Origin of the sequence: Rhodopirellula baltica SH 1 (genome assembly GCF_000196115.1) — a bacterium.
GTDB classification, from domain to species: Bacteria; Planctomycetota; Planctomycetia; order Pirellulales; family Pirellulaceae; genus Rhodopirellula; species Rhodopirellula baltica.
Genome location: NC_005027.1, coordinates 84,193 through 109,309, shown reverse-complemented (window position 1 = coordinate 109,309; position 25,117 = coordinate 84,193). Strand labels below are relative to the sequence as shown.

The window sequence follows — 25,117 nt, the reverse complement described above, 5'->3', positions numbered from 1 at the left end:
ATCGAAGGCTGGAAGCCTAGGCCACTTATTTTTCGCTGAGTCTGAACGGGTTGTCGATTTGATGAGCCGTACCGCGTTAGCGGCGGTTAGTCAGACGCCAACCAGGGCTGACGCCTATCGGCAAATTGTTGTCATTCGGTATGCGACGAAATCAACAGGCTGCTAAGTGACGATGACGCCGCGAGCGTGATCGTGATGACAAAGGCCGGAGGTGGGTGCACGAGTCAATCGTGCGTCGACCTCCGGCCTTTTTGCATGGCCCAAGGGCAGAGCGATGGCGAAGCGTAAAACCTTGGCATTGGCGTTCTAATCTATAGCCCTGGGCATGGTTTCTTTGGGATCGGGTGCGTTGGCATCGGCGGCAACGCGAGGTTACACTCGCTGCATCTTGTCGCCCTGGAATCCGCCACCACCATCTAACCCCAAGAACTGCCAAGATGCTGCCTCGCCGACGTTTAGGCCAAACGGATATGGAACTCACGACGCTTTCGTTTGGAGCGTCTTCGATCGGACAGGAGTTCCGAAGCGTCGATTTGGGTGAGAGCTTGCAAGCTGTTCGGGTCGCACTCGACAGCGGCATGAACTTCATCGACACCGCCGCGTTCTATGGACGCGGGATGAGTGAGATGATGCTTGGTCGAGTCCTGCCTGATATTCCACGTGATCAGTACTACCTGGGGACCAAACTCGGGCGTTACACCGGCGAGCATTTCGACTTCAGTGCCAAACGCGTTACCGAAAGCATCGACACGTCGCTTGAACGAATGAAGGTTGACCATCTCGACATCGTGCTGTGTCACGATTTGGAATTTGTCGAGATGTCGCAGATTGTCGAGGAAACGATTCCCGCGATCCGACGCGAAATCGCGAAGGGCAAAGTCCGATACGTCGGGGTCAGTGGTTACCCGATGAAGATGTTCAAGTACGTGATGGCAAACACAGACATTGATTGCTTGCTGACGTACAACCACTACACGCTGCAAAACGACATGGCACTCGAGTTGGTGCCTTTGGCAAAAGAGAAAGGTGTTGGTCTGATGAACGGCGCTCCGTTCTCGGCGCGTCTGTTGACCAACGCGGAATTGCCACCTTGGCACAAAGCAACTCCGCAAGTTCGTGAGGTTGCTGCCGCCGCAGCCAAACACTGCGCCGATCGCGGCAGTGACATCGCCAAAATTGCACTTCAGTTCAGCATCGCAAACGAAGATTTCGCGACTTGTATTCCCGGGTCGGCCAACCCAAACCGAGTCGCTCAGTGGGTTGAGTGGGCGCAAGAGCCCATCGACGAAACGCTGGTTGCTGAAGTCAAAGAGATTCTGAAACCAATCCACAATTGGTTCTACATCGAAGGCCTACCTGAGAACAACGACGAGCCAGTCGCTTCGTGAGTTCAGACATGTGGCATTGGCTTCCAACCAGTGAAGTATGAAACACAAGGGCGTTAGCCCAATGGCACTTACTTTAAAAATTCACCCTCCCCCTGGGAGGGTCGAGCGAAGCGAGGGGAGGGCTACACACCGGGTTTTAGGTTCGCCCTCCCCGGCCCGAAGCGGGCCGACCCTCCCTGAGGGAGGGTGAAGTAAGCGTCATTCGGCGTTAGCCCCGGTTAGCGTCTGACAACCGCCGCTAACGCGGTGCGGCTCATCAAATCAACAGTCCGCTATGCCACATCCAATCCATCCCCACCAATCTCCCCCACAAAGAATCAACATGACGTTTAAATCTGCCATCACGGTCAGTCTGGTCGAAGAAGCTCGCGGAGGTCCATTCGTTTACTGGGACGGTCTCAAAGACGCTTGCGAAAAATCAGCAGCACTCGGCTTTGATGCCATTGAAATTTTTGCTCCCGGACCCAACGCGGTGGATGAGGCTGAGCTCAAGGGACTGCTCCAAGAGCACGGCTTGGTTGTCGCCGCGGTTGGCACCGGGGCTGGAATGGTCAAGCACGGTTTGAGTCTTACTCACGCGGAAGCAGATCATCGTGCAAAGGCTCGAGACTTTGTCAAACAAATGATCGACTTCGGTGGCAAGTACAACGCGCCCGCCATCATTGGATCCATGCAAGGAAAATGGGGCGGAGACATCTCTCGCGATCAAGCGTTGGCATTCTTGCGAGAGGCGCTTGATGAACTGGGCCCCTACGCTGCTCAATACAACGTGCCGTTGTTCTACGAGCCGCTGAATCGATACGAGACCAACCTGCTTCGCACGGTCGACGAAGGCGTTGAGTTTTGCAAGACGTTGTCGACTGACAACATCAAGCTGCTTGCCGATTTGTTCCACATGAATATCGAGGAAGCTGACCTGGCCGCCGCCATTCGTGCTGGCAAGGGCTACGTGGGACACATTCACTTTGTCGATTCAAATCGCCAAGCCGCAGGAATGGGGCACATGAATCACGAACCCATCATCCAGGCTCTCAAAGACATCGGCTACGACGGTTACTTGTGTGCCGAAGCATTCGCGTTGCCGGATTCTGACACCGCCGCGCGAAACACCATCGAAGCGTTCAAACGCCTGACCGCTTGAGATGATCGGAACCGAAAGTGGCATAGGCTTCTAGCCTGTGGTTCGAGAACACCTATCGGGCTGTTGATTTAGTGAGCCGTACCGCGTTCGCGGCGGTTGATTAGACGCCAACCGGGGCTAGCGCCCGACGGCTAGTTGTTATCATTCGAGATGCAACTAAATGAACAGCCTGCTATGCCACTGAGCAACAAGTCGACAACCCCTGCCATACTTCCCCACCACGAGATGAACTGAATATGTCACGCACTTTGATTGGGTCACGTGCCCTGATTTGGATGATTGCCATCGCAATGGCACCCTGGGTGGTCGCCGACGATCGACCCAATATTTTGTTCATCATGTCGGATGACCACACCAGCCAAGCGGTCGGGGCGTACGGAAGTCGCCTTGCGTACTTGGACCCGACGCCGAACCTGGATCGTCTGGCCAAGGAAGGCATGTTGTTCGAGAATGCGTTCTGCACGAACTCGATCTGCACGCCCAGTCGGGCTTGCATCATGACCGGTCAATACAATCACACGAATGGTGTGTTTGATCTCAACGGCCGAATTGAACCCAAGAATCAGCATCTCGCCAAAGAGATGAAGAAGGCTGGTTACCAAACCGCGATGATTGGCAAGTGGCACTTAAAAGCCGAACCGGCAGCGTTCGACTACTACTGCGTGTTGCCCGGCCAAGGCAAGTACTTCGATCCCGAGTTCCGAATCCAAGGAGACAAGCCTTGGCCAAAGAACACGATCAAGAAAGAAGGCATGCACAGCACCGATGCGATCACCGATATCACGCTGAACTGGTTCGACGAAGTTCGCGAAGATGGCAAGCCGTTCTTTTTGATGCATCACTACAAGGCACCGCACGACTTCTTTGAGTACGCGCCCCGTTACGAAGAGTACTTGGCCGAGATCGCGATTCCGGAACCAAAGAACCTTTGGAGCCAACCTCAATTTGGATCACTCGCGACTCGTGGTGCCAATGACGAAATGATGCCGTACATCGGCACTTCCATCGGCCGCCGCAATCCACGTCGGAATTATGCGTCGCACTACGGTGTCGATTCATGGCTCAGCGACGAAGACGCGAAACGTGAGGCATACAACATCTACATGAAGCACTACCTGCGTTGTGTGAAAGGTGTCGACGACAACCTGGCTCGTTTGTTTGCGAAGCTGGAGGAGACCGGACAAATGGACAACACTGTGATCATTTACACCGGCGACCAAGGGTTCATGCTCGGGGAGCATGACTACATGGACAAACGCTGGATGTACGACGAATCACAACGGATGCCGTTTTTGGTCCGCTACCCCAAGTCCGTTCCTGCAGGATCACGCAGCAATGCGATCGTTGAAAACGTGGACTACGGCCCCACCATGCTGGCTTTCGCGGGAGTGGAAACGCCCGAGTACATGCAAGGCAAAAGCTTTCGCGAGATTTGCGAGACCGGTCAGGAACCGGAAGGATGGAAGCAGGAGGCTTATTATCGCTACTGGATGCACATGGCTCACCATGACAATCCAGGGCACCTTGGTATCCGCACGAAGACTCACAAGTTGATTTACTACTACGGAGTCAATTACGAAGGAAAGCAACAAACGCCTCCCGGTTGGGAATTGTATGATTTGGTGAACGATCCGACGGAAGTCGTCAACCAAATCGACAATCCTGAATACGCCGAAGTTGCGAAAAAGCTGAAACAGCGTTTGGCCGATCTTCGCGAGCGAGTTGGCGACGATGGATCTCACTACCCTGCCGTGGAAGACGTCGTGCAGGAGTTTTGGGACTACAGTGACGAGGATCGCCAAAAGGCGATCGAGATTTCGCATGAGTATGCAAAGGCGAAGCAGTCGCAAAAGTAAATTTGCTGCACAATTCGAGCGGCGGTTGCAGCCGGCTGCCGCTCGAATGGTCGAGACGTCGCATTTTCGCCATGGGAAGGCGGAATTGCTACCTGACACTCGCCGCAGTTCGGCTACGGTTGCTTCCCTTCCCCACAGTTCCCTTCCAGTTTGAGTCGCAGCTATGTCACGTTGGTTGTTTTGCTTGGCGTTTGTGTTCGCAGGTTCGTTGTGGGAGGGCCTTCCTCTGGCTCATTCCGTTCGCGCGGCGGATCGTCCCAACGTGGTGATGGTGATCACCGATGACCAGGGTTATGGCGATTGTGGATTCACCGGAAACAAAGTCGTCCAGACGCCAAATATTGATGCATTGGCAGCGGAATCTTCCGTGTTGACCGACTACCACGTCGCGCCGACCTGCTCGCCGACCCGGTCGGCGTTGATGACCGGTCACTGGACCAACCGAACTGGAGTTTGGCACACCATCAGTGGTCGTTCGATGTTGCGAGACAACGAGGTGACCTTTGGTGAGATCTTCAGTGATGCGGGTTACCAAACAGGCATGTTTGGCAAATGGCACTTGGGTGACAACTATCCCTACCGAGCTGAAGACAACGGATTCACCGAGGTCTACCGCCACGGAGGAGGCGGTGTGGGGCAGACACCCGATTTCTGGGACAACGCTTACTTCGATGGCTCTTATTTCCACAACGGAAAAGCCGTCAAAGCGGAAGGCTTTTGCACCGACGTTTTTTTCAAAGAGGGAAATCGCTTCATTCGTGAATGCGTGGAAGCGGATGAGCCATTCTTTGCTTACATCGCGACGAATGCTCCGCACGGTCCGTTGCATGCCCCGCAGAAATACATCGACATGTATCCCGAGATGAACGATAACGTCGCGACCTTCTTCGGGATGATCACGAACGTTGACGACAACGTCGGACAAACTCGCAAGTTGCTTCGCGAGCTTGGCGTGCATGACAATACGATCTTCATCTTCACCACGGACAATGGGACCGCAGGTGGAGCCTCGGTTTACAACGCTGGCATGCGTGGCAAGAAAGGCAGCCCGTACGAAGGCGGCCATCGCGTTCCTTTTGTGATGCACTACCCCGAGGGCGGCTTTGCTAAATCAAGAACCAACAACACGCTTTGCCATGCAGTTGATGTTGTTCCGACGCTGCTGGACATGTGTGGCGTCGAAGCACCTGAGTCAGTCAAGTTCGACGGAACATCGATTGTTTCACTGTTGAAGGACGAGGTGGATTCGTCATTCAACGACCGGATGCTGATCACCGATTCGCAACGAGTGATTGACCCAATCAAGTGGCGTCAATCGTCGGTGATGCAGGATAAATGGCGTTTGATCAATGGGAAGGAACTGTACAACATCGCGAACGATCCGGGCCAGGAGAACAACATCGCGGGCGACCATCCCGAACAAGTCGCTTCGATGCGTGCGTTCTACGAAGCGTGGTGGGCGGAGCTGGAACCCACGTTTTCACAGACGACTGAGATGACCGTGGGACACCCCGATCATCCCGTGGTCACGTTCACCGCTCATGACTGGATCGGCCAAGCCCCACCATGGAACCAATCCGCCATCCGTGCCGCAGCTGCGGTCTTCCCAAAGAAGGCGAAGAAGCAGGAACTGACGCACAACGGTCACTGGGCAATCAACGTTCACGAGGCCGGAAAGTTCGAGGTCGCTTTGCGTCGTTGGCCTGAGGAATCGGGCGTGGCGATTGCGGCGGCTGTACCGGCTGGTGAAGATGTGCCGGGAGCGTCAGCGGCATATCGAACCCAAGACGGTCGTGCGATTCCCGTTCAGTCGGCAGAAGTTCGCGTCGATGGAAAGCCCATCGCGAGCAAAACCGTGGGTGAGGGTGACAGTGTTGTGACCATGGAAATTGAGCTTTCCAAGGGCTCACACCAGCTCGCTCCAGTCTTCAAAATTCCGACGGGTGAAGTTGGGGCGTACTATTGCACGCTCTCGCGAATTGGCAAATGAGTTTGCCGCGGTGATTCAGTTGTAGGGATTGTTCCGGCACGCCAAGGATCGGTTGTGCCGGTTAGTCGGAATGCAGCAAATTGAAATGTTAAGAAATATCGAGATTTGTCCGCTCGACAATCATCAGCCATACAAGCCGCAATAAGCGATCGATGAAGACTCCGTAAGGCGACATCAACTTAAGGATTGGTTGATGCATTGATCAAGAAAACGGAGTCTCAATTCGATGGAATCTTCATCCATGCGGCGCGGCGGAAGCGTTGCCAGGCAAGCCTTAGCGGCGTTGGTTTGTTTGGCCACCAGCGGCGGGGCGCTTGCCAACGCCGATGAATGGTGGACCCCCGCGAACCAAGTAGGAAGCGACTCCGTTCTGGTTGCACCTGAGTCGGCTCCGACGTTGAACTCATTCGGTGGCATGCTGTCGAACCAATACAGCGCCGCTCCGATGAGTGCTCAGGACGGTTTGCTGGAAGACACTTTGCAGTCAACCGCTGCCGATGTTGATCAAGAACCATCCGGTTTGCAAACGCTGGCGGATGATGAGCAGAATCAAGATGCTCTCGCCGACGATGAGTCCTTCGAAGACCGTTTGGATGCATTCGCGTCGCGGTTGGAAGCTCTCGACACGTTGGAAGAAGAGTGGACGGACTACCAAGACGGATTGGCTGCGGATGCCAAGGCCAAGAAGAAAAAGTCAACGATCAAGATCGGCGGCCGAGTCCACATCGATCATTGGTCGTTTTCCAACACCGACGCTGGCATCAATCGAATTGAGAGTGGCGGCGATCCGGACCAAAGTCCAGAAAACATCACCGCGTTCCGCCGTCTGCGGTTGGAAATCTCGGGGACCGTTCCACAAAACATGAAGTACCGTTTGCAGGTGGATTTCAACAACCCGCAGACACCCGAGATCAAAGACGCCTACCTCGGTTGGACGGACCTGCCCAACAACCAAACGTTGTTGCTGGGGAACCAGAAGCGGCCACTCGGTTTGGATCACTTGAACAGTTCACGCTACAACGTGTTTGCGGAACGTCCCTTGGCTGTGGAAGCATTCAACGAAGACGCTCGTCGCTTTGGTTTGGCCATGTACGGCCACAACGACGAGGAATCGTTCTGTTGGACGTACGGTATCTACAACCTTGAGAACATCAACACGGATGGACGTTTCATCGGTGACTCAGCCCAAGCCGGCGGTTACTCGCGTCTTTGGGGATCGCCATGGTACGACGACACCAGCGGCGGACGTGGATATTGGCACTGGGGTTTGGCCGGTGCGGTTGCGAAACCAGATGGAAATGCCGGGGCGAATGACACCAACAACAACGAAGGTCGTTTCCGCACTCGACCTCTCGCACGAAGCTCGCAGCGTTGGTTGAACACCGGTCGAATCGATGGTGCAGATTGGTATCAAAACATTGGATTTGAAAACATCCTGAACCTCGGCTCCCTGCAAATTACCGGGGAATACATCCTGACCCCGATGCAGGTGGAGGACCCAGCGGCAGGCGTGGATGACAACCTGTTCTTCCACGGCGGTTACATCTACGCGTCGTACTTCTTGACCGGCGAGCACATGCCATACAACCGGTCAACGGGAACGCTGTCTCGCGTGAAGCCACACGAGAACTTCTTTTTGGTCGATCGATGCAACGGATGTCGCGGCAATGGTTGGGGAGCATGGCAGCTTGCTTTCCGATACGACCACCTCGATCTGACGGATGGCGGTGTCAACGGTGGCGTCGGAAATCTCTACACCGCCGGCTTGAACTGGTACTGGACTCCTTACTCGAAGGTTCAAAACAACTTGGTTTGGGGTGAAATCAGCGAAAGTGGATTGGCGGCCAACGGTGACAATCCACTCGACGCACCCGTAAACGCGGGAAACTTCCTGATCTTCGGAACTCGCTTCATGATCGATTTCTGAGTTGATTGAAACGAAGCGTTGATCCAAAACCATTCTTTGTGCGGGGCTGAACCTCAGCCCCGCACACAAACCGCACAGAACTGAAAAAGGAATTTCAAATGAGCCGATCCATTCAATTCGGTCGCATCGCGTTGCTGGGACTGTTCGCGTTGACCGCTTCGGTCGTCTTCTCAAGCACCGCCAGTGCATTCGGACCCGCCTGCTGCTTCTGCCAAGCCGGACGCTGCGTTGTCGAAGTCGAAAAAGAAGAAGTGGACGTCACGTGCTTTGACGTTGAATGCGAAACCATCTGCATTCCACCCCTGCGTTTTCCATGGGAATGCGGCCCGCTGAAAAAGTGCGGCAAGGTTCGCACGATCAAAAAACTGGTCACGGACAAGAAGAAGGAAACGGTCTGCACCTACGATTGGTCCGCTATCGCCTGTTGCCCGGATTGCCGTCATCGCGCCCGTGGCATCTTTGGTTGTGGCAAAGGTTGCAATGATGGCTGCTGTGCCGCCGGAAATTGTGATTCCGGTTGTGACGTGGGCGGTTGCGACATCGGATGTTGTGCCAGCAACGAAGCCGCAGCTTCATTGCCGCCAGCCGCTTTCGCCAACAACGCGGGCGAAACGATCCAATTGGATCAACAAGAGTCCGTCGCATTGGCCTCGGCAATCAGCCGTGCTGAGCCCGACGCTGAAGGTTGGGTCACGATCACGAACCCCAACAAGACGTCGCTCCAAGCGGAAGACGATCTGATCGAAACTTCGGTTGAAGTCCTCGTTCGATAGAAAATTTTCCAGCGTCACCAACGTTCGGAACGCATACCACCGGCACGACTCAGTCGTGTCGGTGGTTTTTTGTTGCGCTGTTGAATGGCGGATCAGCCTTCAGTTCGTGGTCAGTGCAATCACAGACTGGAAGCCAATACCAATGGTTTAGACCGGAACGGTTTGTTTGCGATGTAGCAACATGTAGACGCATGGAACCAAGATCAGCGTCAGCAGCGTCGAAACCACCATGCCGCCCAGCAACGCGCGAGCAAGCGGAATCATCGCTTCATTGCCCGGTGCGAGTTGGAAGGAAAGCGGCAACATCGATGCGACCAAAGTCAAGGACGTCATCAGGATCGGTCGCAAGCGGACTTGAGCGGCGGACAAAGCTGCTTCGTGTGGGGATACTCCAGCGGCAAGTCGTTGATTCGCGAATTCGACCAAGAGGATCGAATTGTTGACGACGACGCCGATCATCATCAACGTTCCCATCATGGATTGGATGTTGAGGTACGTGTCCGTCAGATAAAGGGAAATCAAGACACCACCGATCCCCAGCGGAACGGACAACATGATGATCAAGGGATCGAGGAACGATCGAAACTGAGCCATCAACACCAAGTAAACAAGTAGCGTCGCAACGGCCAGTCCGGTACCCAGCATGTTCATGCCGCCACGCATCTTTTCAATCGGTCCGCGAAGAGCGACGGAGACTCCGTTTTCAAATTCCATGTCGGCGATCACGGCGTCAATGTCCGCCGCGACGCTTCCGAGGTCTCGTCCCGCGACGTTGACGTGAATGTCGTTGACACGGGAGATGTTGTAGTGGGCGATCTCGCCTGGGATCGTGACTCGATTGACCGTGGCGATGTTCGAGAGTGGAATCGTGATGGGACCATCGGGTGTGTCAAGCGACAGTGGCATGTTTCGCAGTTCATCCAGCGATTGGAACTGGTTCGATGCGTATTGAACTCCCATGAAGAAGTCGACGCCGCTCTTTGGGTCAATCCAAATGGTCGGCGAGTATCCGACGCTGGATCCCAACGCGGTCAGGACGGTTTGGGCCACTTTTTCTTGATCGAGTCCCAAATACTTTGCCCGCGTTCGATCAACTTGTACATCGAATTGAGGGTAGTCCAAAGACTGAGCGATCTGCACGTCTCGAGTGCCTTCGATGGGCGAGATCTCTCGCACGATACGTTCCGCGGCGTCGCGACACTGTTGCAATGTCCCCGCGGAGATTTGCACGCTGATCGGAGTCGGGACGCCTTCGTTGAGTGCCATGTTGACGATGCCACCGGAGACAAACATGAATTGTTCCAGTGGGAATTTCGCGTTCAGCTGCTCACGCAAAGTGTCAATGTATTCCTGTGTGCCGACTCGCCGGTTTTCCTGCTTGAGGTTCACGATCAAGTAGGCCGTGTCGGGACCGGAGTTCGAACTCAGAACCGTGGAGAAACCGGCTCCCTTTCCGACCGGCAATCCGATGTTCGAGATGATCGTGTCAATCGACTCGGATGGGATCACTTCTTTGATCGTGTCTTCGATCTTCGCGACCAATTCCTCGGTCTTCGGCAGCGCGGTACCGGGCACCGTTTTCAAGCGGATTTCAAAGCTGCCTGAGTCGACATTGGGAAACAACTCGGTTCCGATTTTCGGAAGCAGCAAAAACGATGCTCCCACGCCAATGATGATGACGATGGCCGACAAGGCGGGTGCATGCATGGCGGTTGAAAGCACACGCCCGTACAGTCCAGATGGTTTGGTCGAAGTTGGCTGCTCATCGCTGGCTTGTTTGCCAGAAGCCTTTGCCTGGACACGTTCCCGAACGAAGGTGGCACACATCGCAGGGACAACCGTCAACGCTAAAATGTAGGAGGCACCGATGGTCAGCGTCGCGGCCAACGAGAGTGGTGCAAAGAGATACTTGATCATCCCCGTTAAGAAGATGGCTGGTAGGAAAACCGCCAAAGTCGTGATGGTGCCCGCCAGGATCGCCCCCGAAACCTCTTGGGTTCCTTCGCGTGCGGCTTCCATCGGTGATTTGCCCATTCGCCCGTGACGGATCACATTTTCGACAACCACGATTCCAGCATCCACGACCGTGCCGATCGCCAATGCGATCCCGCCCAAAGTCATCACGTTGATGGTTTGGCCGGAGAAAGCGAATCCCAAGGCACCAATCAGAATGGCCAGCAAGATGGTCGAGACAATGATCACGGTAGGAAGCAAGCGTCGCAAAAAGATCATCACCACGAGCGCGACCAGAACCGAACCCAGACCGATTTGCGACAACAGGTTCGACATCGCTTTGCGGATGTAAATGGACTGGTCCGAAACCAGTGTCACATCGGTTGCTTCGGGGATGTCACCACGTTCCTTCATCTTGGGGATCTCATCCGCGATCCCGTCGTAGATTCGGTCCACCACCGCGATGGTGTTTTCGCCGGGTTCGCGAAGCAGCGGGCAATAGACGCTGCGGTTGCCGTTGACTCGAACGATGTTGTATTGCAACGCCGCATCATCCTTCACCGTTGCCACGTCTCGGATGAAGATTGGGCGATCGTCGCGAACGGCGATGGGAATCGCTGCGATCTCTTCGATGTCGGGCAGCGTGTTTCGAGGGTGGATTTGGTAGTCAGTTCCGCCCATGGTCGCGGTGCCGCCGGCGAGCACCAGGTTTGATTTTTTGAGTGCGTCGACCACATCGGTCGCACTGATGTGGTAGGCCTGAAGTTTGACTGGATCGACGTAAACCATCATCTGGCGGAACTTGCCGCCAAAGGGGTGAGGGATTTGCACGCCTTTCAATCCGCCCATCTTGTTGCGGACCGCGTAGTAGCCGATCGAGTAAAGTTCGGACTCGCTCAGGCCTTCGCCCGAGATCGCTGCCAGAACCACAGGCAAGTTCGACGGTTCGCTTCGCAGCGTGAACGGCCACTCGATGCCGGGTGGCAAGTGAAACATGTCACTGGCTTCCAAGTTCACGATGTCGTTCATCGCAGAGCTTGGATCGGCCCCGGGTTGGAAGAAGACTTTGATCACGGCCGCACCAGGAACCGTTCTCGATTCTTGATGTTCGATCTTTCCCGCCAGCGTCAGGGCACGTTCGACTCGCGAGGTGACGGATTTCTCCATGTCCAAGGTCGGAAGACCAGGGTAGGAGAAGAAACTGACAACCACCGGCTTTTTGAAGTCCGGAAGGATGTCAATCGTGATACCCGGGATGACGGTTGCACCGAGCACGCACAAAGCAATGGACGCGGCCAGAACCGCAAATCGATTGCGAAGAGAAAATTGGATCAACGACATCAGTGAGCGGCTCCCACGACGGCAACTTTTTGCCCGTCGATGAAGCGGCTCAAGTGAGCGTCCACGACTGATTGGCCGGGCTCAACTCCGGTGAGGACTTCGATGAAGTTTCCATCATCCATTCCGGTTGAGATTTCTCGAATCGAAATTGTGTCGTCGCCTGCAACCACGTACACGAAGGCATTGCCAGACTCATCGAACCGAATGGCTTGCGCGGGGAGCATGTTGGCCGCGTCTTGCGTAGCCAGTTGGATCGTTGCTTGTCCGAACATCCCTGGGATCAGCTTGCCATCAGGGTTGTCCATTTCGACTTCCACCATCATCGTTCGCGTTTGGGCATCGAGACTTCCGCTGCGACGCGTGACCTGCGCGGTGATGGATGGTTCCGATGCAAAGGATGGAAACGTCAGGCTGACCTCGTCACCGGGACTGACCAGAGGAGCGTGGTTTTCAGGAACGGGGATTTGCACGCGGACGCGGTCGATTTGGCTGATCACAAACAACGGCTTGCCGAGTCCGACTTCGTTAGCGGCACGGACCAAATCACCTGGTTCGATGTTTCGTTCCGTGATGATGCCGGAGAAAGGGGCTTTGATTTCGGCGTAGTCGATCCATGCGTCCAGCTCATCCAGTTCGCGCCGTACGACATCGGTCTCCGCTCGCGCGGTCTCAAGATCTGCTCGTGCTGACTCGACTCTTGCCGATGCGACTTCCACGTCTGCCTGCGCGGATGCGACGGCCGATTGGACTGCCTGTTTGCGAGCCGACTCACTGTCGCGTTTCATCCGGGCTTCATCCAGCATTCGGTTCTGCAAGGAACCTCGGCTGACCAAGTCTTCGGTTCGGTTGAATTCCGCGTTGGCGGCGGCGACGGAAGCTTCCACCGCGTCGACTTCTGATTTGGCTTGCGCGAGTTTGGCTTCGGCGGATTTTTTGCTTGCCTGGGCCAGTTCGACTTGCGACTCGGCTTGCTTTTCCTGCGATTCCGATCGCCGGATTTTGGCTTCCATCACCCGGCGTTGTTGTTGCCGTTCAGGAACCGAGATCTTGGCTAGGACGGTGCCGGACTCGACGTATTCACCGATGTCCGCAGTGAATGACTCGACATAGCCCGACGCTTGCGAGCGAAGTTCGGCTCGGTAGTAGGCGTGGACGGTCGCGGGCTGAACGCTGGTTCGAGTGACCTCGGTCGGAGTGACGGACACCGTTTTGACCGGCGTGGCCTGCTGCGGCTGAGTTTTCTTGGCGACGCGATTCGCGTCAGAGCAGCCAGCGAGAAGGCACAACGCCGCAACCGTCGCGAGCGGGGGGAAGAGTCGAGGCGGGATTGCGAAAAGCATGTTGAGACTCGAGGACTGGCGTCCTTGGCTCCGCTGGAATAACTGGAGGAATCGGAAGAATCGATCTGACCGGGCGCGGTTCGCCAAACGGTCGATGTAGTCTAGTTCGCGCAATGAGCGTTTTCGATGCGCAGCAGATTAGATCTGACTAATCCAAGGCATTCGATCGTTACCATCTGGATGATCATTTGCCGAAGTGCATTAGTAGAAACTGATGCGTTCGGGACGAGCTGAGCAAGGCGAACGAACGCTGTCTTCCGAACAGATGAACCAGGAGAGCATGGATGTCCCGTTCGTTGCTATACACGCTGATCGCCCTCTCGAGCACCGTTCCAGCGATTGGGTGTGTGGCGCAAATGAACCAGGCATCGGTGCAGAGTCCCCCGTCATCATCAGCGGTCACTGCGAGGTCCGCCGCGTTGGACCTGCATGCGGAAACGGCCCGTGAAAAATCGTCGGTCGACGAGTCCAAGATTCGCCCGGTGGCCCATCGTGATCCGGTGGCCCATCGTGATGTTGTGCAGCCAATTGCTGATCAAGCATCGGCGGCCGAATCGGTTCTTACGCTCGACGGCAAACGCGATCGGTTGCAACCACTCGAGGAAAAAGCCGTCGCCAGCAACAGCGACCATTCGCTGGCTGCTTATGAAAGTGCACCCGTGTTGGAGGTGCAAGAAAGCGGACTGGAGGGGCTGCCTCCTGAACCGGTTGTCGTTGATTCGATGGACCACTCATCCGATCTGGCAATGGTTCCGCCGCATACGGTGCAGATGAACTTGCCGACGGCGCTAGCGATGATTGACTCTCAGCACCCCGCGGTCGGATTGGCCCAGTGGCGAACGCGTGAAGCTTATGCGGCGCTGGATCAGGCCAACGTTTTGTGGTTGCCATCCATCCAAGCCGGATTCAGCTTCCATCGCCACGATGGCAACTACCAATCCAGCAACGGAGACATCGTTGATGTCAATCGAAACTCGTTCCAGTACGGATTGGGAGCCGGTGCCACCGGTGCCGGAACCACCAACACACGCCCGGGGTTGGTCGCTCAATTCCACATGGCCGATGCAATCTTCCAACCAAAGATCGCAGAGAAAGCTGCCTGGGCTCGTGGGCACGCTGCCTCGAGTGTTTTGAATCAGCAACTGTTGCAAGCCGCGACCGCTTACACGGAATTGTTGGAGGCTTACCAAGACGCTCGCGTGTTGGAAGAGTCTCGTGAACGAGTGAGAGAATTGGCAGGGATCACATCCGATTTCGCGGCCGCCGGACAAGGCATGCTTGCCGATGCGGATCGCATGCAAACGGAACTCCGATTGATCGACAGCCGATTGGTGGGAGGACAGGAACGGGTCGCGGTCGCGTCGGCACGGCTCGCTCAAGCCATCAGCATGCATTCAGGCGAGACGCTTCTACCAATGGACGTCACCGTCGTGCCATTGGAGTTGATGGCCGCCGGCGCGGACAAAGCCTCGCTGATCAGCACCGGCTTGGCTTCGCGGCCGGAACTCAAAGAGTCGCAATCATTAGTCGCCGCTGCATGCGAAGCTTACAAACGCGAAAAGTATGCACCGTTTGTTCCAAGCGTTTTGTTGGGGTACAGCACAGGCGGATTTGGAGGAGGTTTGGGCAACGACTTGAATGATGTGGACGGTCGCTACGATTTCGATGCCGTGGTGACTTGGGAACTTCGTAACTTCGGGTTGGGCGAACGAGCGGCACGCAATCGAACGTCCGCGCGAGTGCAACAAGCACGATATGAAAAACTTCGCGTGATGGACCAAGTCGCGGCGGAGATTTCAGAGTCGGCGAGCCAGATCGAATTTCGGCGTCAGCAAGTGGACCTGACACAGCAGGCAATTGCGACGGCGGAACGGTCGTACGAATCCAACTTGGAACGAATCAAAGACGGTGAGGGGTTGCCGATTGAGGTACTGCAGGCGGTTCAGGCTTTGGAGTCCGCACGTCGTGCTTATCTGCAAGCCGTGACAGCCTACAACCAAGCTCAATTCCGTCTGCAGTGGGCATTGGGTTGGCCTGTTGGTGACGGCCAGGCATCGATGGCGTACTGATTGCCCAATCGAGTCGCTACAATCCGAATTGCCGGTTTCGAAACTAACGTTCAAATCCTACGGGCTTGGCATGGTCAATCCTTACGCAGCACCGGAAGTTGACGTTGATGTTGAGGCGGAGACGACGGAGCGGCCGACCACTGCATTCCTTATCGGGTTTCGCAATGGCACGCTTTGGTCATTGATCGTGCTGGTTTTGGTAGTGCCCGCGTTCTACATCGAATTCGCGATTCCCTTCACGCAGCGCGAGACATCGGATTTATCTGCTGACGGCATGAGCTGGGCGACAACTGCGTGGCTGTGGTTCGCCGCTTGCGGAACCGGGCTGACGTTCATCACATTGCCATGGGCGATCACGGCAGGGTTTGTTAAATGGGCATCTGAACGCCGTGGGTCAGATACAACCAGATAAACATTGGCGTGTTAGGATGACGAATGAATCGCATGTGAAGCCCCACCGGCATGAGACTCACATCGTCTTCTCCAACCTCTTGGTGGGGAGGTTTTCAACGTCGCCGAGGATGGGTGAGTGTCAAATCCGTATCAGACGCCATCTGAGGAAGTTCGCAAAGAAGCGTCGGACGCGCCCGTTTGGCACTGGTTTGCAGCCAGTCTGTTCTTTCTCAGTGCGGCCGTGATCAGTAGTCCCGGTGTCGTCTTTGGAGTGGCCGGCGCGTTTCGTCCGAATTCAGGCGGGCGTCAGTATGCGACTTACGATCCAGAGGTCTTCCTGTTTGGAATCACTATCATGCCGGCAACCGCTCAATGGCTTGCTTTTGCTGTCGCGCCCGCTTTGGTTGTCATCTCCATCGGACTGATCTGGCGAGGTATCTTGGTCAGAAGAAGGTATCGAGCGACGACGTCAAGTGATCAGTGATGGTCTTGGTCGACTGAATCACGATCCATTTGGTTCTTGAAATGGGACGATCAATGAGCGCCCCGCTCGTTTCTTGATTGAGCCTATTTGATGGGGTGAGGCTGAAGGGGCACCTGCGGTTCGTCCTCGCGTGACACACCAGAGTTTTAACGAGTGGGAGAATGGCGATGGACCATGACAATCAAGATGCGGAACAACTACGTTTGTTGTCCATTTTCCACTACATCGTGGCTGGAATGTTGGCGTTGTTCTCGATGTTTCCGGTGATCCATTTGGCGATTGGCGTTGGGATCGTAACGGGGGCGTTCGATGGAACTGGGACGGGCGAAACGCCGCCCGCGTTCATGGGGTGGTTGTTCATCGTGCTCCCACTCGTATTCATTGCCGTGGGATTGACCATGGCGTCTTGCATCGCTCTGGCTGGGCGAAAGCTGATGCAGCGGAACGGCCATCTCTATTGTTTGGTTGTTGCCGGAATCGAATGCTGCTTCTTTCCATTCGGAACCGTTCTGGGTGTGCTGACGATCCTCGTTCTGACGCGTCCAATGGTAAGACAGGCCTTCGGTGTTGCTGACTCTGGGATTTGACAGTCGGTGGTGATTGCTACCCGCTAGATTGGCGATGGTTGTTGTCGATTTGCCGAAGCGGCTTGATCCGGCCTAGGCGATCACCACGAAGGACACGAAAGGTACGAAGGTTCAGGTTTGTTGTGGACGGATCGGTTTGTTTGGAATCTTGATTGCGAAGTGGCTGAGACTTCTGGTTTGCGGTCTGTCGCATTCGAATTGGAATCGGGGTTGAGATCGAAGAGATCGGTCCGTTCGTGCTGCCCTTTCGTGCTCTTCGAGTCCTTCGTGGTTTGAAGATTTGCTACGATAATTTGACAATCGATTCATCCACGTCGGTGGTTCCAGCATGGAAGGCGGTGGGTTGAGGGGGGGAGAGAATGGAATTCGATAAACTGTCTCACCGAGTGATCGGATGCGCGATTGAAGTGCATCGCGAATTGGGGCCTGGGTTGCTGGAGTCTGCCTATGAGCAATGCCTTGCCCATGAGCTCCGTAAGAATTCAATTCTGTTTCAGCTCCAGCAACCGCAGCCTGTTCGCTACAAAGACGTGGCGTTGGATTGTGGCTATCGGATCGATTTGTTGGTGGAGGGCTCCATCATTCTCGAACTGAAGAGCGTCGAGAAATTGAAGGTCCATCTGGGTTTAGTGTGGGTAGAGATTGAGTCCACCGCAGTAGAAATAGACGGCGGTCTTGAAGTTCTCTCGGTTTCGGTAGCCGCCGACGCGACGTTTGATCGACATGATCTTGCTGTTCATGCCCTCGGCCACCGCGTTTGTGATTCGGTGGGTACAGTAGCTGACGACATTGGCTAATCGCTCGGCGATCGTTTTGGCGACCTTCTTCAATGGCGTCAGCTTGGTGTGGATCACTCGCTTGTACCAGTCGCGGAAGTACACCGTTGCCGACGCCGAATCGTCGTGGTGCCAGAGGTCTCGGAGCATCTCTTTGTAGGCCCATGCTTTGCCGGTTTCGAGTTGTTGCGTGTAAACCGCATCGAAACGTTCTCGTTGATGCTCGCTGAGGTTCTCTTGGCTACTGAGCCATAGATAGCGAGTCCGTGACAAGCGTTTGTCGCCCTCCGCATCCAGCTTGCGATGTTCGCCGCGTCGAACCTTGTCGACCGCTTCGGTGGCAAGCTTCATCACATGAAAGCGGTCATGAACGATTTTCGTTTCGGCCAGTGGGATGCTTGCCTTGGCGGCTTTCACGTAGGCAGCGCTCATGTCCATCGCGATTGCCTCGACACCATCGCGTTGAGACTGTGAAAGCTGTGAAAAACAAGCGTTTCCGGCTTCTGTGTCGTTGCCATCGGAGATCGCTTCGACGGTGCTGCGGTCCAAGTCGTAGATCAGCGTGATGTAGTTCTGTCCCTTGCGAAAGGCTTTCTCATCGATGCCAATTCGTTGCACGACAGTGTCCGTCTTTCGAGCTTTGCCACGGGCGAATGCCTTCTTCACGATGTGCCAAGTCTCATCCCAGCTGGTTCGCAAAATACCTGCCGCTCCCTGACTGGAATTGCCCACGAAAAGTTGACAGTGGACCGGTCTTAAGGGAAAGGTAAACGGTGAGTCCTGTGAGTCAGGACTCACTTACGAGTGACGGTTCTTTGATCGCTTGCTCGAAATCGATTGGACTGAGGTAGCCCAGCGACGAGTGCAAGCGATGAGGGTTGTAAAATCGTTCGATGTAGTCAGATACGCCGCGTGTGGCGTGTTCGTGCGTGTCGTAAATCTGCTGTGCTTCCTCGGTTTTGTAACTCTTGAAGAACGATTCCATCGGTGCGTTGTCGTAGCAGTTCCCGCGACGGCTCATGCTTTGAACTAGCCCACTGGCTGCCAGGCGTCTGCGGAAATGATCGCTCGCGAATTGGGAGCCACGATCGCTGTGAACGATCAGGCCCGCGTTTGGCTTGCGAAAAGTAAGTGCTTGATCGAATGCCCCGACCACCAATTCCGAATCCATGTTCCGGCTCGTTTTCCAGCTGACAATCTTGCGGGAATGCAGGTCAACGAATGCACAGAGGTAAGTGGAGCCTTCTTGGGTTGGGATGTAGGTGATGTCCGTTAGCCAGACGCGATTGATTGCCTCGGTCGTGAAGTTTTGGCCAAGCAAATTTGAGGCGATGGGCTGATCATGATTGGAGTCAGTGGTCGATATTCTGAATTTGGTGCGGCGATTGGCTTGTATTCCCGCATGACGCATGCATTTGGCGACGGTATTTCGGCAGCACACCACACCGCGTTTGACTATTGCTCGTTGCATTCGCGGGCTTCCATACGCATCGTGATGTTTTTCCAGTCGGATTTCCTTGACGGCTTGAATGATTTGGGTTTGCTTGATCTCGGTGGCTGTGGGACCGCGACCGGCGAATCGGTAATAAGCGGCGCGAGTGACTTCGAGGGTTCGGCAGAGCACTGCGATCGGCCAGCGATCGCGGCACTCTCCAATGAACTTCAACCTCAGTGACTTTCTTTGGCGAAGAATGCCGTCGCTTTTTTTAAAATGTCGCGTTCCATCTTGAGTTGACGATTCTCTTCGCGAAGTCGTCTCAGCTCGGCTTCAATGGATTGGCTACCAACTACTTCGGCCTGGAATGTTCCGTCTTCGTCAAAAGACTTCTTCCACTTGCGAATCAAGCTGTCCCCGATCCCCAAGTCTTTAGCGACAGCGGTGTACGACAAGCCTTGTTCGATGACTTTCTTGACTGCGGCCAGCTTGTATTCGCGGCTAAATGTTCGACGTTTGTCCATGGATCGGTTCTCCTGTCAGAGAAGTCTGACGTGCGCCGGCCCACTGTCAACTTTTCGTGGGCAATTCCAGACGGTCTGCGTTGCCAGCAAGACGTCGATCGCGAACCGCTCAAAGAACACTGTAAAGCGACTGTTCTTCTCGGCCCAGGGCAAGTTCACTTGCTTGACGCCGTGCTCGGGACACTTCACACGTGGTGGCTTCGCATGAAGGATCGTGCGGTACTGCATCGTGTCGAGGTGTCGCCAACGTCGTTCTGAGACATGGTCGTAGCAGGCAAGTTGGCGGTCGCATTCGGGACAGCAAAACTTCTCGCCATCAGCGTGCTCGACATGGACATCAAGCTGGCCGGCTTCGAGATCAAGCTTCACGTCAGCAACCGTCCAGGGCGACCGTAGACCAAGAATCTGCTGAAATACTTCGGTGTCGTGCATGGGGGTTCTCCTTGGAGGAGAATCTTAGTGCGCCTGCAAAGGCGATTGAATAGTCAGGTGTAAGTCCTGATCGGGGAACTCGTTACCGCCCCGTAGCTGATGGTAACTGTGAGGTGGCCTGGGTTTTGGGGGCCACGCGAGTCCTTAAACTGAAAGGAACTCAAGGAACCCCAGATGCCACGAAAGACCAAGCCTTCAGCTAATCCTGAACGACGCACCTATACAGACGAATTCAAACGTGATGCAGTTGCCATGCTGCTCGACGGTCACTCAGCGACATCGATTGTTGAGCGATTGGGAATCTCTGGAACGAACCTGCTTTACCGCTGGAAGAAGCAGCAAGTCGAGTCGGCCGGACCGGTTGGCGAGGTGCTCGATAGCCGCGTTGCCGAACTCGAGGCGGAACTGCGACGAGTCGAGCGTGAAACGCGATGTTTTAAAAAAAGCTTTGATCATTTTCGGCCGAAACGAGTGAGCCAGCTCTATTCCGCAGCGGCCAGCATTATTCGCGATGGCACGGCATCGCAACGAGCAGTCGGTGAGATCCTTGGTTTCTCACGGTCTGCGTTTCAGCGATTTCAAAGCGAACCTTCAAGCCGAAGAGAACAGAGCGACATGGATGTCTTGCCAATGGTGATCACCACGTTTCATCGACACCGCAGACGCTACGGTGCCCGACGGATCGCTGCAGACCTGAAGCTACAAGGAGTTGCGATCGGACGTGAAAGGGTCGCCAAACTGCTGCGAATCGCGGGGCTATCGGCGTTGCAGCCGAAATCGTTCAAGCCGCGAACGACCGAAAGTCGGCACACGCTGGGCTACAACGAGAACCTATTGCTCAAACAGCCTGAGCCAACGAGTGTGAATCGTTTATGGGTAGGTGACATCACCTACATTCCTATCGTACGAACCGGATTCGCTTACATGGCGACCCTCATGGATCGCTTTTCCCGGCGGATCATCGGCTGGTCCTTGGAAATGGATATGACCGAGAGCCTGGTGATCAAAACGCTTCAAAAGGCGATTCGAAGTCGACAGCCTTCAAGAAATCTCATCCACCACACTGATCGCGGCGGACAGTACGCCAGCAAGAAATATCGTGCGATCATCCAACGCAGTTCGATGCGTCAAAGCATGAGCCGAGCTGGTGACTGCTACGACAACGCGTTTATGGAATCTTGCTTTGGAACGATCAAGACAGAGCTGCAGATGACCGAATATGAGAGCTATCGCGAGGCATTGAGTGAACTGACTGAGTTCATTGCCTACTACAACACATCGCGTCTTCATTCATCGCTCGGCTATCTCTCGCCGACCCGATTCGAATCAACCGTCCCCTGCTAAAAGAAGAGGACGCGTGGCCCCCAAAACCCAGGCCACCTCACTTGATCGTTGATGTAGGCACGGGTGTTGTGTCTGCCGCGAAGGTTTTTGGAAGCCACGAGTAACTCCCGCAGCAGCGACAGTCGCCTGGGGCCGAAGTCGGCTGCTGGAAGATCCCCATACTCTTCATCAACGAAGTCACAGAGTCGCTTGTGACGGTCATAGCGTTTCTTTGACGAAGCGTATTTTTGAGCGGCGTAGCGGAGGTAGTCTGCCGTGACGCACCTGACCGTTATGGCAGCATCCTCGTCCGGATGCGTCTCATAGTCCTCCGGCATTTTGCAGCCGTTGTCCTGGTACAGCTTGCAGAGGGCAAAGTACCTGGCGTGACTCTTGGGCGAGTCGTAGGTGCCGAGGTAGAAGTACCGTCCATCGAGATAGACTCGGGCTTGGCCCGAGACGTGGTAGAGGTACTTGGGGAGCTTTGCTTTTTGTCTTGGCATGCGATTCAGTTCCAATCGTTTGCGGTACGCTGTACCGCAAATGGTGAAAGTGAGTCGCGTAGCTTGACGAACTAGTAACGCCTGAGAGGCGTTTCGACCGGTGATTTACGAGGTTTTCGGCAAGTTGCCGAAATGGGCGATACAGAATTCGAATCTGTGACCTCTGCCGTGTGAAAGCAGCGCTCTAACCAACTGAGCTAATCGCCCGAAGGGCCTTTAGCCGCTGCGAGTGGGACTCGCCGCGGTACCAGGGGCTTCGTGGCGGAAAGATTAACTTCCGCGCCGATGTGTGACAAGACTCGATTGCTGGATGGGGGGAAGGCTGGTGGGTGTGCCCGGAACTTTCCGCACGATGACCGGTCCCTCGCTGACGCGTTCGGGTTGGGATGAAGATGGGTGGGGGTGGTTGGGGGTGAACAATTGATTTGCCCTGGGGACACGAAGTGACGCGTTGCAGATACACTGCTCGCCATGAATTTTCCGGATCCCTCTCGCTCGACTGAATCAGATGCCTCGCACAAGCCCGGCGGCCGCACGGACGATCAGTATGAGTTGGTCGACTTTGGTGGCGGGCGAAAGTTGGAACTGGTCGCCGGACGTCTGATCGATCGGCCGTCTCCTGCAGCGGATGGTTTGGCTGCGAAACAACGTGCGCGGTGGAAGGTGGTGGCCAGCCGTTTTGACGAAAAAGAGAAACGATGGAATCATCGGGCGGAGTGGAAACCGGGACGCTGTGTCGAGTGTGGCGGATTCCGTATGCCGGTCGCGCCGACTCCATATGGACACATCGGTGTCTTCCCGGAACAACAAGCCAATTGGGATTGGTTGCGAACCCATTCGTTGCCGGAAGCCTCAGCGGACAATCGTCCCAAGGCACTCAACTTGTTCGCATACACCGGTGCATCGACCATGGCGATGGTGTCGGCTGGGTTCGCGGTCGCGCATGTGGACGCAGCCAAACAGAACGTTCAGTCGGCTCGTGCGGCGGCCGAAGCGAACGGATGGAACGATCCACCGATCCGTTTTTTGGTCGATGATGCGGTCAAGTTCACGGCTCGAGAAGTCCGACGCGAAAATCGGTACCACACGATAGTGATGGATCCACCGGCCTACGGGCATGGTCCCAGTGGGAAGGCTTGGCGTTTAGCTCGCGATGTGTGGCCGTTGATCGATGACAGTTTGAAGTTGTTGGAACCGGATGCGTTTCGATTGCTGATCACAGGGCATTCGCCAGACGTTGACCAAGACGATGTGCAGGCGTACTTGGTGGACCGGATTCCTCAGACTGTTCAACCAGCGGGAACGCTTCGGTTCGATACGGGACGTCTCCGGTTGCCGGACCAGTTTGGTCGGAAGCTGGACGCGGGGTTCTTTGTTCGCGTCTGGAATGAAGGCTAGCTAAAACGGAGAAATTGCAAATTGCAAAGTGATCAATGCAAAATGGCAATTGATTGTGGTGGTGTGGCCTTGCTGACGCTGCGGGTTTGCGGTGCGCGTGGTCTCGGCGGGGGACCGCCGAGTTACGGGTTGGCGGAGGTTCGGGTTGGTTAGGATTCTTATTCGTTGGATTCGCTTGGGGCCGCGGGTGCGGGTGTAGGTTCGCAGTGATCCATGTAGTCCAACTGCACGCGAACGATTTCTTTGGTGCAATCGAAGAACGCATCCAAGACATCGGGGTCGAAGTGTGAGCCGCGGCCTTCCTCAAGAATCGAGAAACACTTCTCACGTGGCATCGCCTTCTTGTAAGGTCGCTCTGCGGACAGGGCGTCGAACACATCGGCGACGGCGGTGATTCGGCCTTCGAGAGGAATGTCACTGCCAGCCAACCCGAGCGGGTAACCCGAACCATCAAATTTTTCGTGGTGGGTTTGTGCGATGCTGGCGGCGAGTCGCATCAATGCACTGCCGTTGCTAAGCATATCTGCACCAAGCTCCACATGCGTTCGCATTCGGCGAGCATCCGTGCTGGTATGAGGCTGGATGATTTGGTGGCCAAACTTGACGTGGTTCTGGATCACGTCGAACTCTTCTGGTTCGAGTTTGCCAGGTTTCAGCAAGATGGCATCGGGAATGGCGATCTTGCCAACGTCGTGCAACTGAGCGGCCATTTCGATGTCACGAACAAACCAATCGGGCAATCCCATCCCGGCGGCGATGATCCCGGCGAAGCGACCGACTCGAATGACGTGGTTGCCAGTGTCATTGTCTCGCATTTCGGCGGCGCGAGCCAAACAGTAGATGACTTCGCGGCGGGATGCTTCCAGTTCTCGTGTGCGTTGTTCGACTTTGAGTTCCAGTTCGGCAGCATGATGCTGCAGTCGATCCTGAAAACTTTTGCTTTGCAATGAGTTGCGGACGCGAGGTGTCAAATCCATCGGGTCAACAGGTTTGAGCAAAAAGTCAGTCGCGCCCAATTCTAAGCAGACTAATTTGATTCGTTCATCCGTGTTGGCAGTCAGGATCAACACGGGCAAGTGTTTGAAACGTGGGTCCTGTCGCACCCGCTCCAAGACTTGGATGCCATCGACATTGGGCATGTTGATGTCGAGCAACAACACATCCGGCATGCTGGTTTCGAGGATTCGAAACGCGGAAGTCGAATCGGTCGTCGTTTCAAAATCTCGATAACCCGCTCGTTCCAAGTACTTCTTCACGACCAAAACGTTGGCGATCTCATCGTCAACGATCATGATCTTGCCGGGCAATGCCGCGACGGGCTTGGCGGAGTTTCCTTGAGGAAGAACACCATGACTTCCAGGAACGACGGGCGCGCTGAAGACGGCCGTATCAGTGGAGGTATTGGAAGCGTTCATCAAGTGTGGTCCGAAGGGAGCGGTTTCAAAAAGAGCAGTGTCGAGGACGTTTCAAAAACATGCCTCACG

The 25,117-nt window shown here is 55.2% G+C and carries 17 protein-coding genes, 1 tRNA gene and 3 pseudogenes; 13 read left to right on the top strand and 8 right to left on the bottom strand.

The window, feature by feature from the left end; all coding sequences use genetic code 11:
* Window positions 1-437 precede the first annotated feature (437 nt).
* The 6 genes from RB_RS00440 to RB_RS00415 all read left to right on the top strand — a co-directional run bounded on the left by RB_RS00440 (window position 438) and on the right by RB_RS00415 (window position 9,075).
* A complete protein-coding gene (locus tag RB_RS00440) occupies window positions 438-1,388 on the top strand; it encodes an aldo/keto reductase (protein ID WP_164921278.1) in 951 nt (316 codons plus the stop codon).
* 322 nt (window positions 1,389-1,710) lie between these two features.
* Window positions 1,711-2,529 (top strand): sugar phosphate isomerase/epimerase family protein, encoded by an 819-nt coding sequence (locus RB_RS00435; RefSeq protein ID WP_164921277.1) that lies wholly within the window; start codon window positions 1,711-1,713, stop codon window positions 2,527-2,529.
* A gap of 236 nt (window positions 2,530-2,765) precedes the next feature.
* Window positions 2,766-4,385 (top strand): sulfatase family protein, encoded by a 1,620-nt coding sequence (locus tag RB_RS00430; RefSeq protein WP_011117793.1) that lies wholly within the window; start codon window positions 2,766-2,768, stop codon window positions 4,383-4,385.
* A gap of 163 nt (window positions 4,386-4,548) precedes the next feature.
* Window positions 4,549-6,375 (top strand): arylsulfatase, encoded by a 1,827-nt coding sequence (locus tag RB_RS00425; protein ID WP_011117792.1) that lies wholly within the window; start codon window positions 4,549-4,551, stop codon window positions 6,373-6,375.
* 226 nt (window positions 6,376-6,601) lie between these two features.
* Complete coding sequence (locus RB_RS00420) at window positions 6,602-8,302, top strand: OprO/OprP family phosphate-selective porin (protein WP_011117790.1); 1,701 nt, start codon at window positions 6,602-6,604, stop codon at window positions 8,300-8,302.
* 98 nt (window positions 8,303-8,400) lie between these two features.
* Complete coding sequence (locus tag RB_RS00415; protein WP_011117789.1) at window positions 8,401-9,075, top strand: hypothetical protein; 675 nt, start codon at window positions 8,401-8,403, stop codon at window positions 9,073-9,075.
* 147 nt (window positions 9,076-9,222) lie between these two features.
* On the opposite strand, the gene RB_RS00410 is transcribed toward RB_RS00415, so the two are convergent.
* Entirely contained in the window at window positions 9,223-12,369 is a 3,147-nt protein-coding gene (locus RB_RS00410) for an efflux RND transporter permease subunit (protein WP_011117787.1), read from the bottom strand.
* On the bottom strand, window positions 12,369-13,823 hold the full coding sequence (locus RB_RS00405; RefSeq protein ID WP_011117786.1) for an efflux RND transporter periplasmic adaptor subunit: 1,455 nt from the start codon (window positions 13,821-13,823) through the stop codon (window positions 12,369-12,371). Before RB_RS00405 ends, RB_RS00410 begins: the two co-directional genes overlap by 1 nt.
* 170 nt (window positions 13,824-13,993) lie before the next feature.
* Between RB_RS00405 and RB_RS00400 the strand changes: the two genes are divergently transcribed.
* The 5 genes and pseudogenes from RB_RS00400 to RB_RS00380 form a co-directional block, all read left to right on the top strand.
* Complete coding sequence (locus RB_RS00400) at window positions 13,994-15,778, top strand: TolC family protein (RefSeq protein ID WP_011117783.1); 1,785 nt, start codon at window positions 13,994-13,996, stop codon at window positions 15,776-15,778.
* A gap of 70 nt (window positions 15,779-15,848) precedes the next feature.
* Window positions 15,849-16,190 carry a hypothetical protein gene (locus RB_RS00395; protein ID WP_164921276.1) on the top strand — a complete coding sequence of 114 codons (342 nt, stop codon included), beginning with the start codon at window positions 15,849-15,851 and terminating at the stop codon, window positions 16,188-16,190.
* 117 nt (window positions 16,191-16,307) lie between these two features.
* Window positions 16,308-16,655: a hypothetical protein gene (locus tag RB_RS00390; RefSeq protein WP_011117781.1), complete on the top strand. Its 348-nt coding sequence runs from the start codon at window positions 16,308-16,310 to the stop codon at window positions 16,653-16,655.
* Between the two features lie 161 nt (window positions 16,656-16,816).
* A complete protein-coding gene (locus RB_RS00385; protein WP_011117780.1) occupies window positions 16,817-17,242 on the top strand; it encodes a membrane protein in 426 nt (141 codons plus the stop codon).
* 359 nt (window positions 17,243-17,601) lie between these two features.
* Window positions 17,602-17,844, top strand: a pseudogene (locus tag RB_RS00380) (GxxExxY protein); the annotation flags it as partial.
* A gap of 24 nt (window positions 17,845-17,868) precedes the next feature.
* Here RB_RS00380 and RB_RS00375 read toward each other — a convergent pair.
* The 3 genes and pseudogenes from RB_RS00375 to RB_RS00365 all read right to left on the bottom strand — a co-directional run.
* A pseudogene (locus RB_RS00375) lies at window positions 17,869-18,738 on the bottom strand (ISL3 family transposase); the annotation flags it as partial.
* A gap of 67 nt (window positions 18,739-18,805) precedes the next feature.
* A protein-coding gene (locus tag RB_RS00370) for an IS3-like element ISRba6 family transposase (RefSeq protein WP_164921275.1) occupies window positions 18,806-19,977 on the bottom strand; the annotation gives its coding sequence in 2 pieces (ribosomal slippage) (window positions 18,806-19,728 and window positions 19,728-19,977; 1,173 coding nt in all).
* 69 nt (window positions 19,978-20,046) lie between these two features.
* Window positions 20,047-20,409 (bottom strand): annotated as a pseudogene (locus tag RB_RS00365) (transposase family protein); the annotation flags it as partial.
* 174 nt (window positions 20,410-20,583) lie between these two features.
* Between RB_RS00365 and RB_RS00360 the strand changes: the two are divergent.
* On the top strand, window positions 20,584-21,753 hold the full coding sequence (locus RB_RS00360) for an IS3 family transposase (RefSeq protein WP_011117773.1): 1,170 nt from the start codon (window positions 20,584-20,586) through the stop codon (window positions 21,751-21,753).
* Here RB_RS00360 and RB_RS00355 read toward each other — a convergent pair.
* Both RB_RS00355 and RB_RS00350 read right to left on the bottom strand, forming a co-directional pair.
* Window positions 21,750-22,235: a hypothetical protein gene (locus RB_RS00355; protein WP_231846071.1), complete on the bottom strand. Its 486-nt coding sequence runs from the start codon at window positions 22,233-22,235 to the stop codon at window positions 21,750-21,752. The two genes, RB_RS00360 and RB_RS00355, sit on opposite strands and share 4 nt — an antisense overlap.
* 133 nt (window positions 22,236-22,368) lie before the next feature.
* A tRNA-Val gene (locus tag RB_RS00350) sits at window positions 22,369-22,442 on the bottom strand.
* Window positions 22,443-22,706: 264 nt separating this feature from the next.
* On the opposite strand from RB_RS00350, the gene RB_RS00345 reads away from it, so the two are divergent.
* Window positions 22,707-23,633: a class I SAM-dependent methyltransferase gene (locus tag RB_RS00345; protein ID WP_011117771.1), complete on the top strand. Its 927-nt coding sequence runs from the start codon at window positions 22,707-22,709 to the stop codon at window positions 23,631-23,633.
* 158 nt (window positions 23,634-23,791) lie between these two features.
* Here the strand turns inward: RB_RS00345 and RB_RS00340 are convergent, their stop codons facing one another.
* A complete protein-coding gene (locus RB_RS00340; RefSeq protein ID WP_007337813.1) occupies window positions 23,792-25,048 on the bottom strand; it encodes an HD domain-containing phosphohydrolase in 1,257 nt (418 codons plus the stop codon).
* Window positions 25,049-25,117 lie beyond the last annotated feature (69 nt).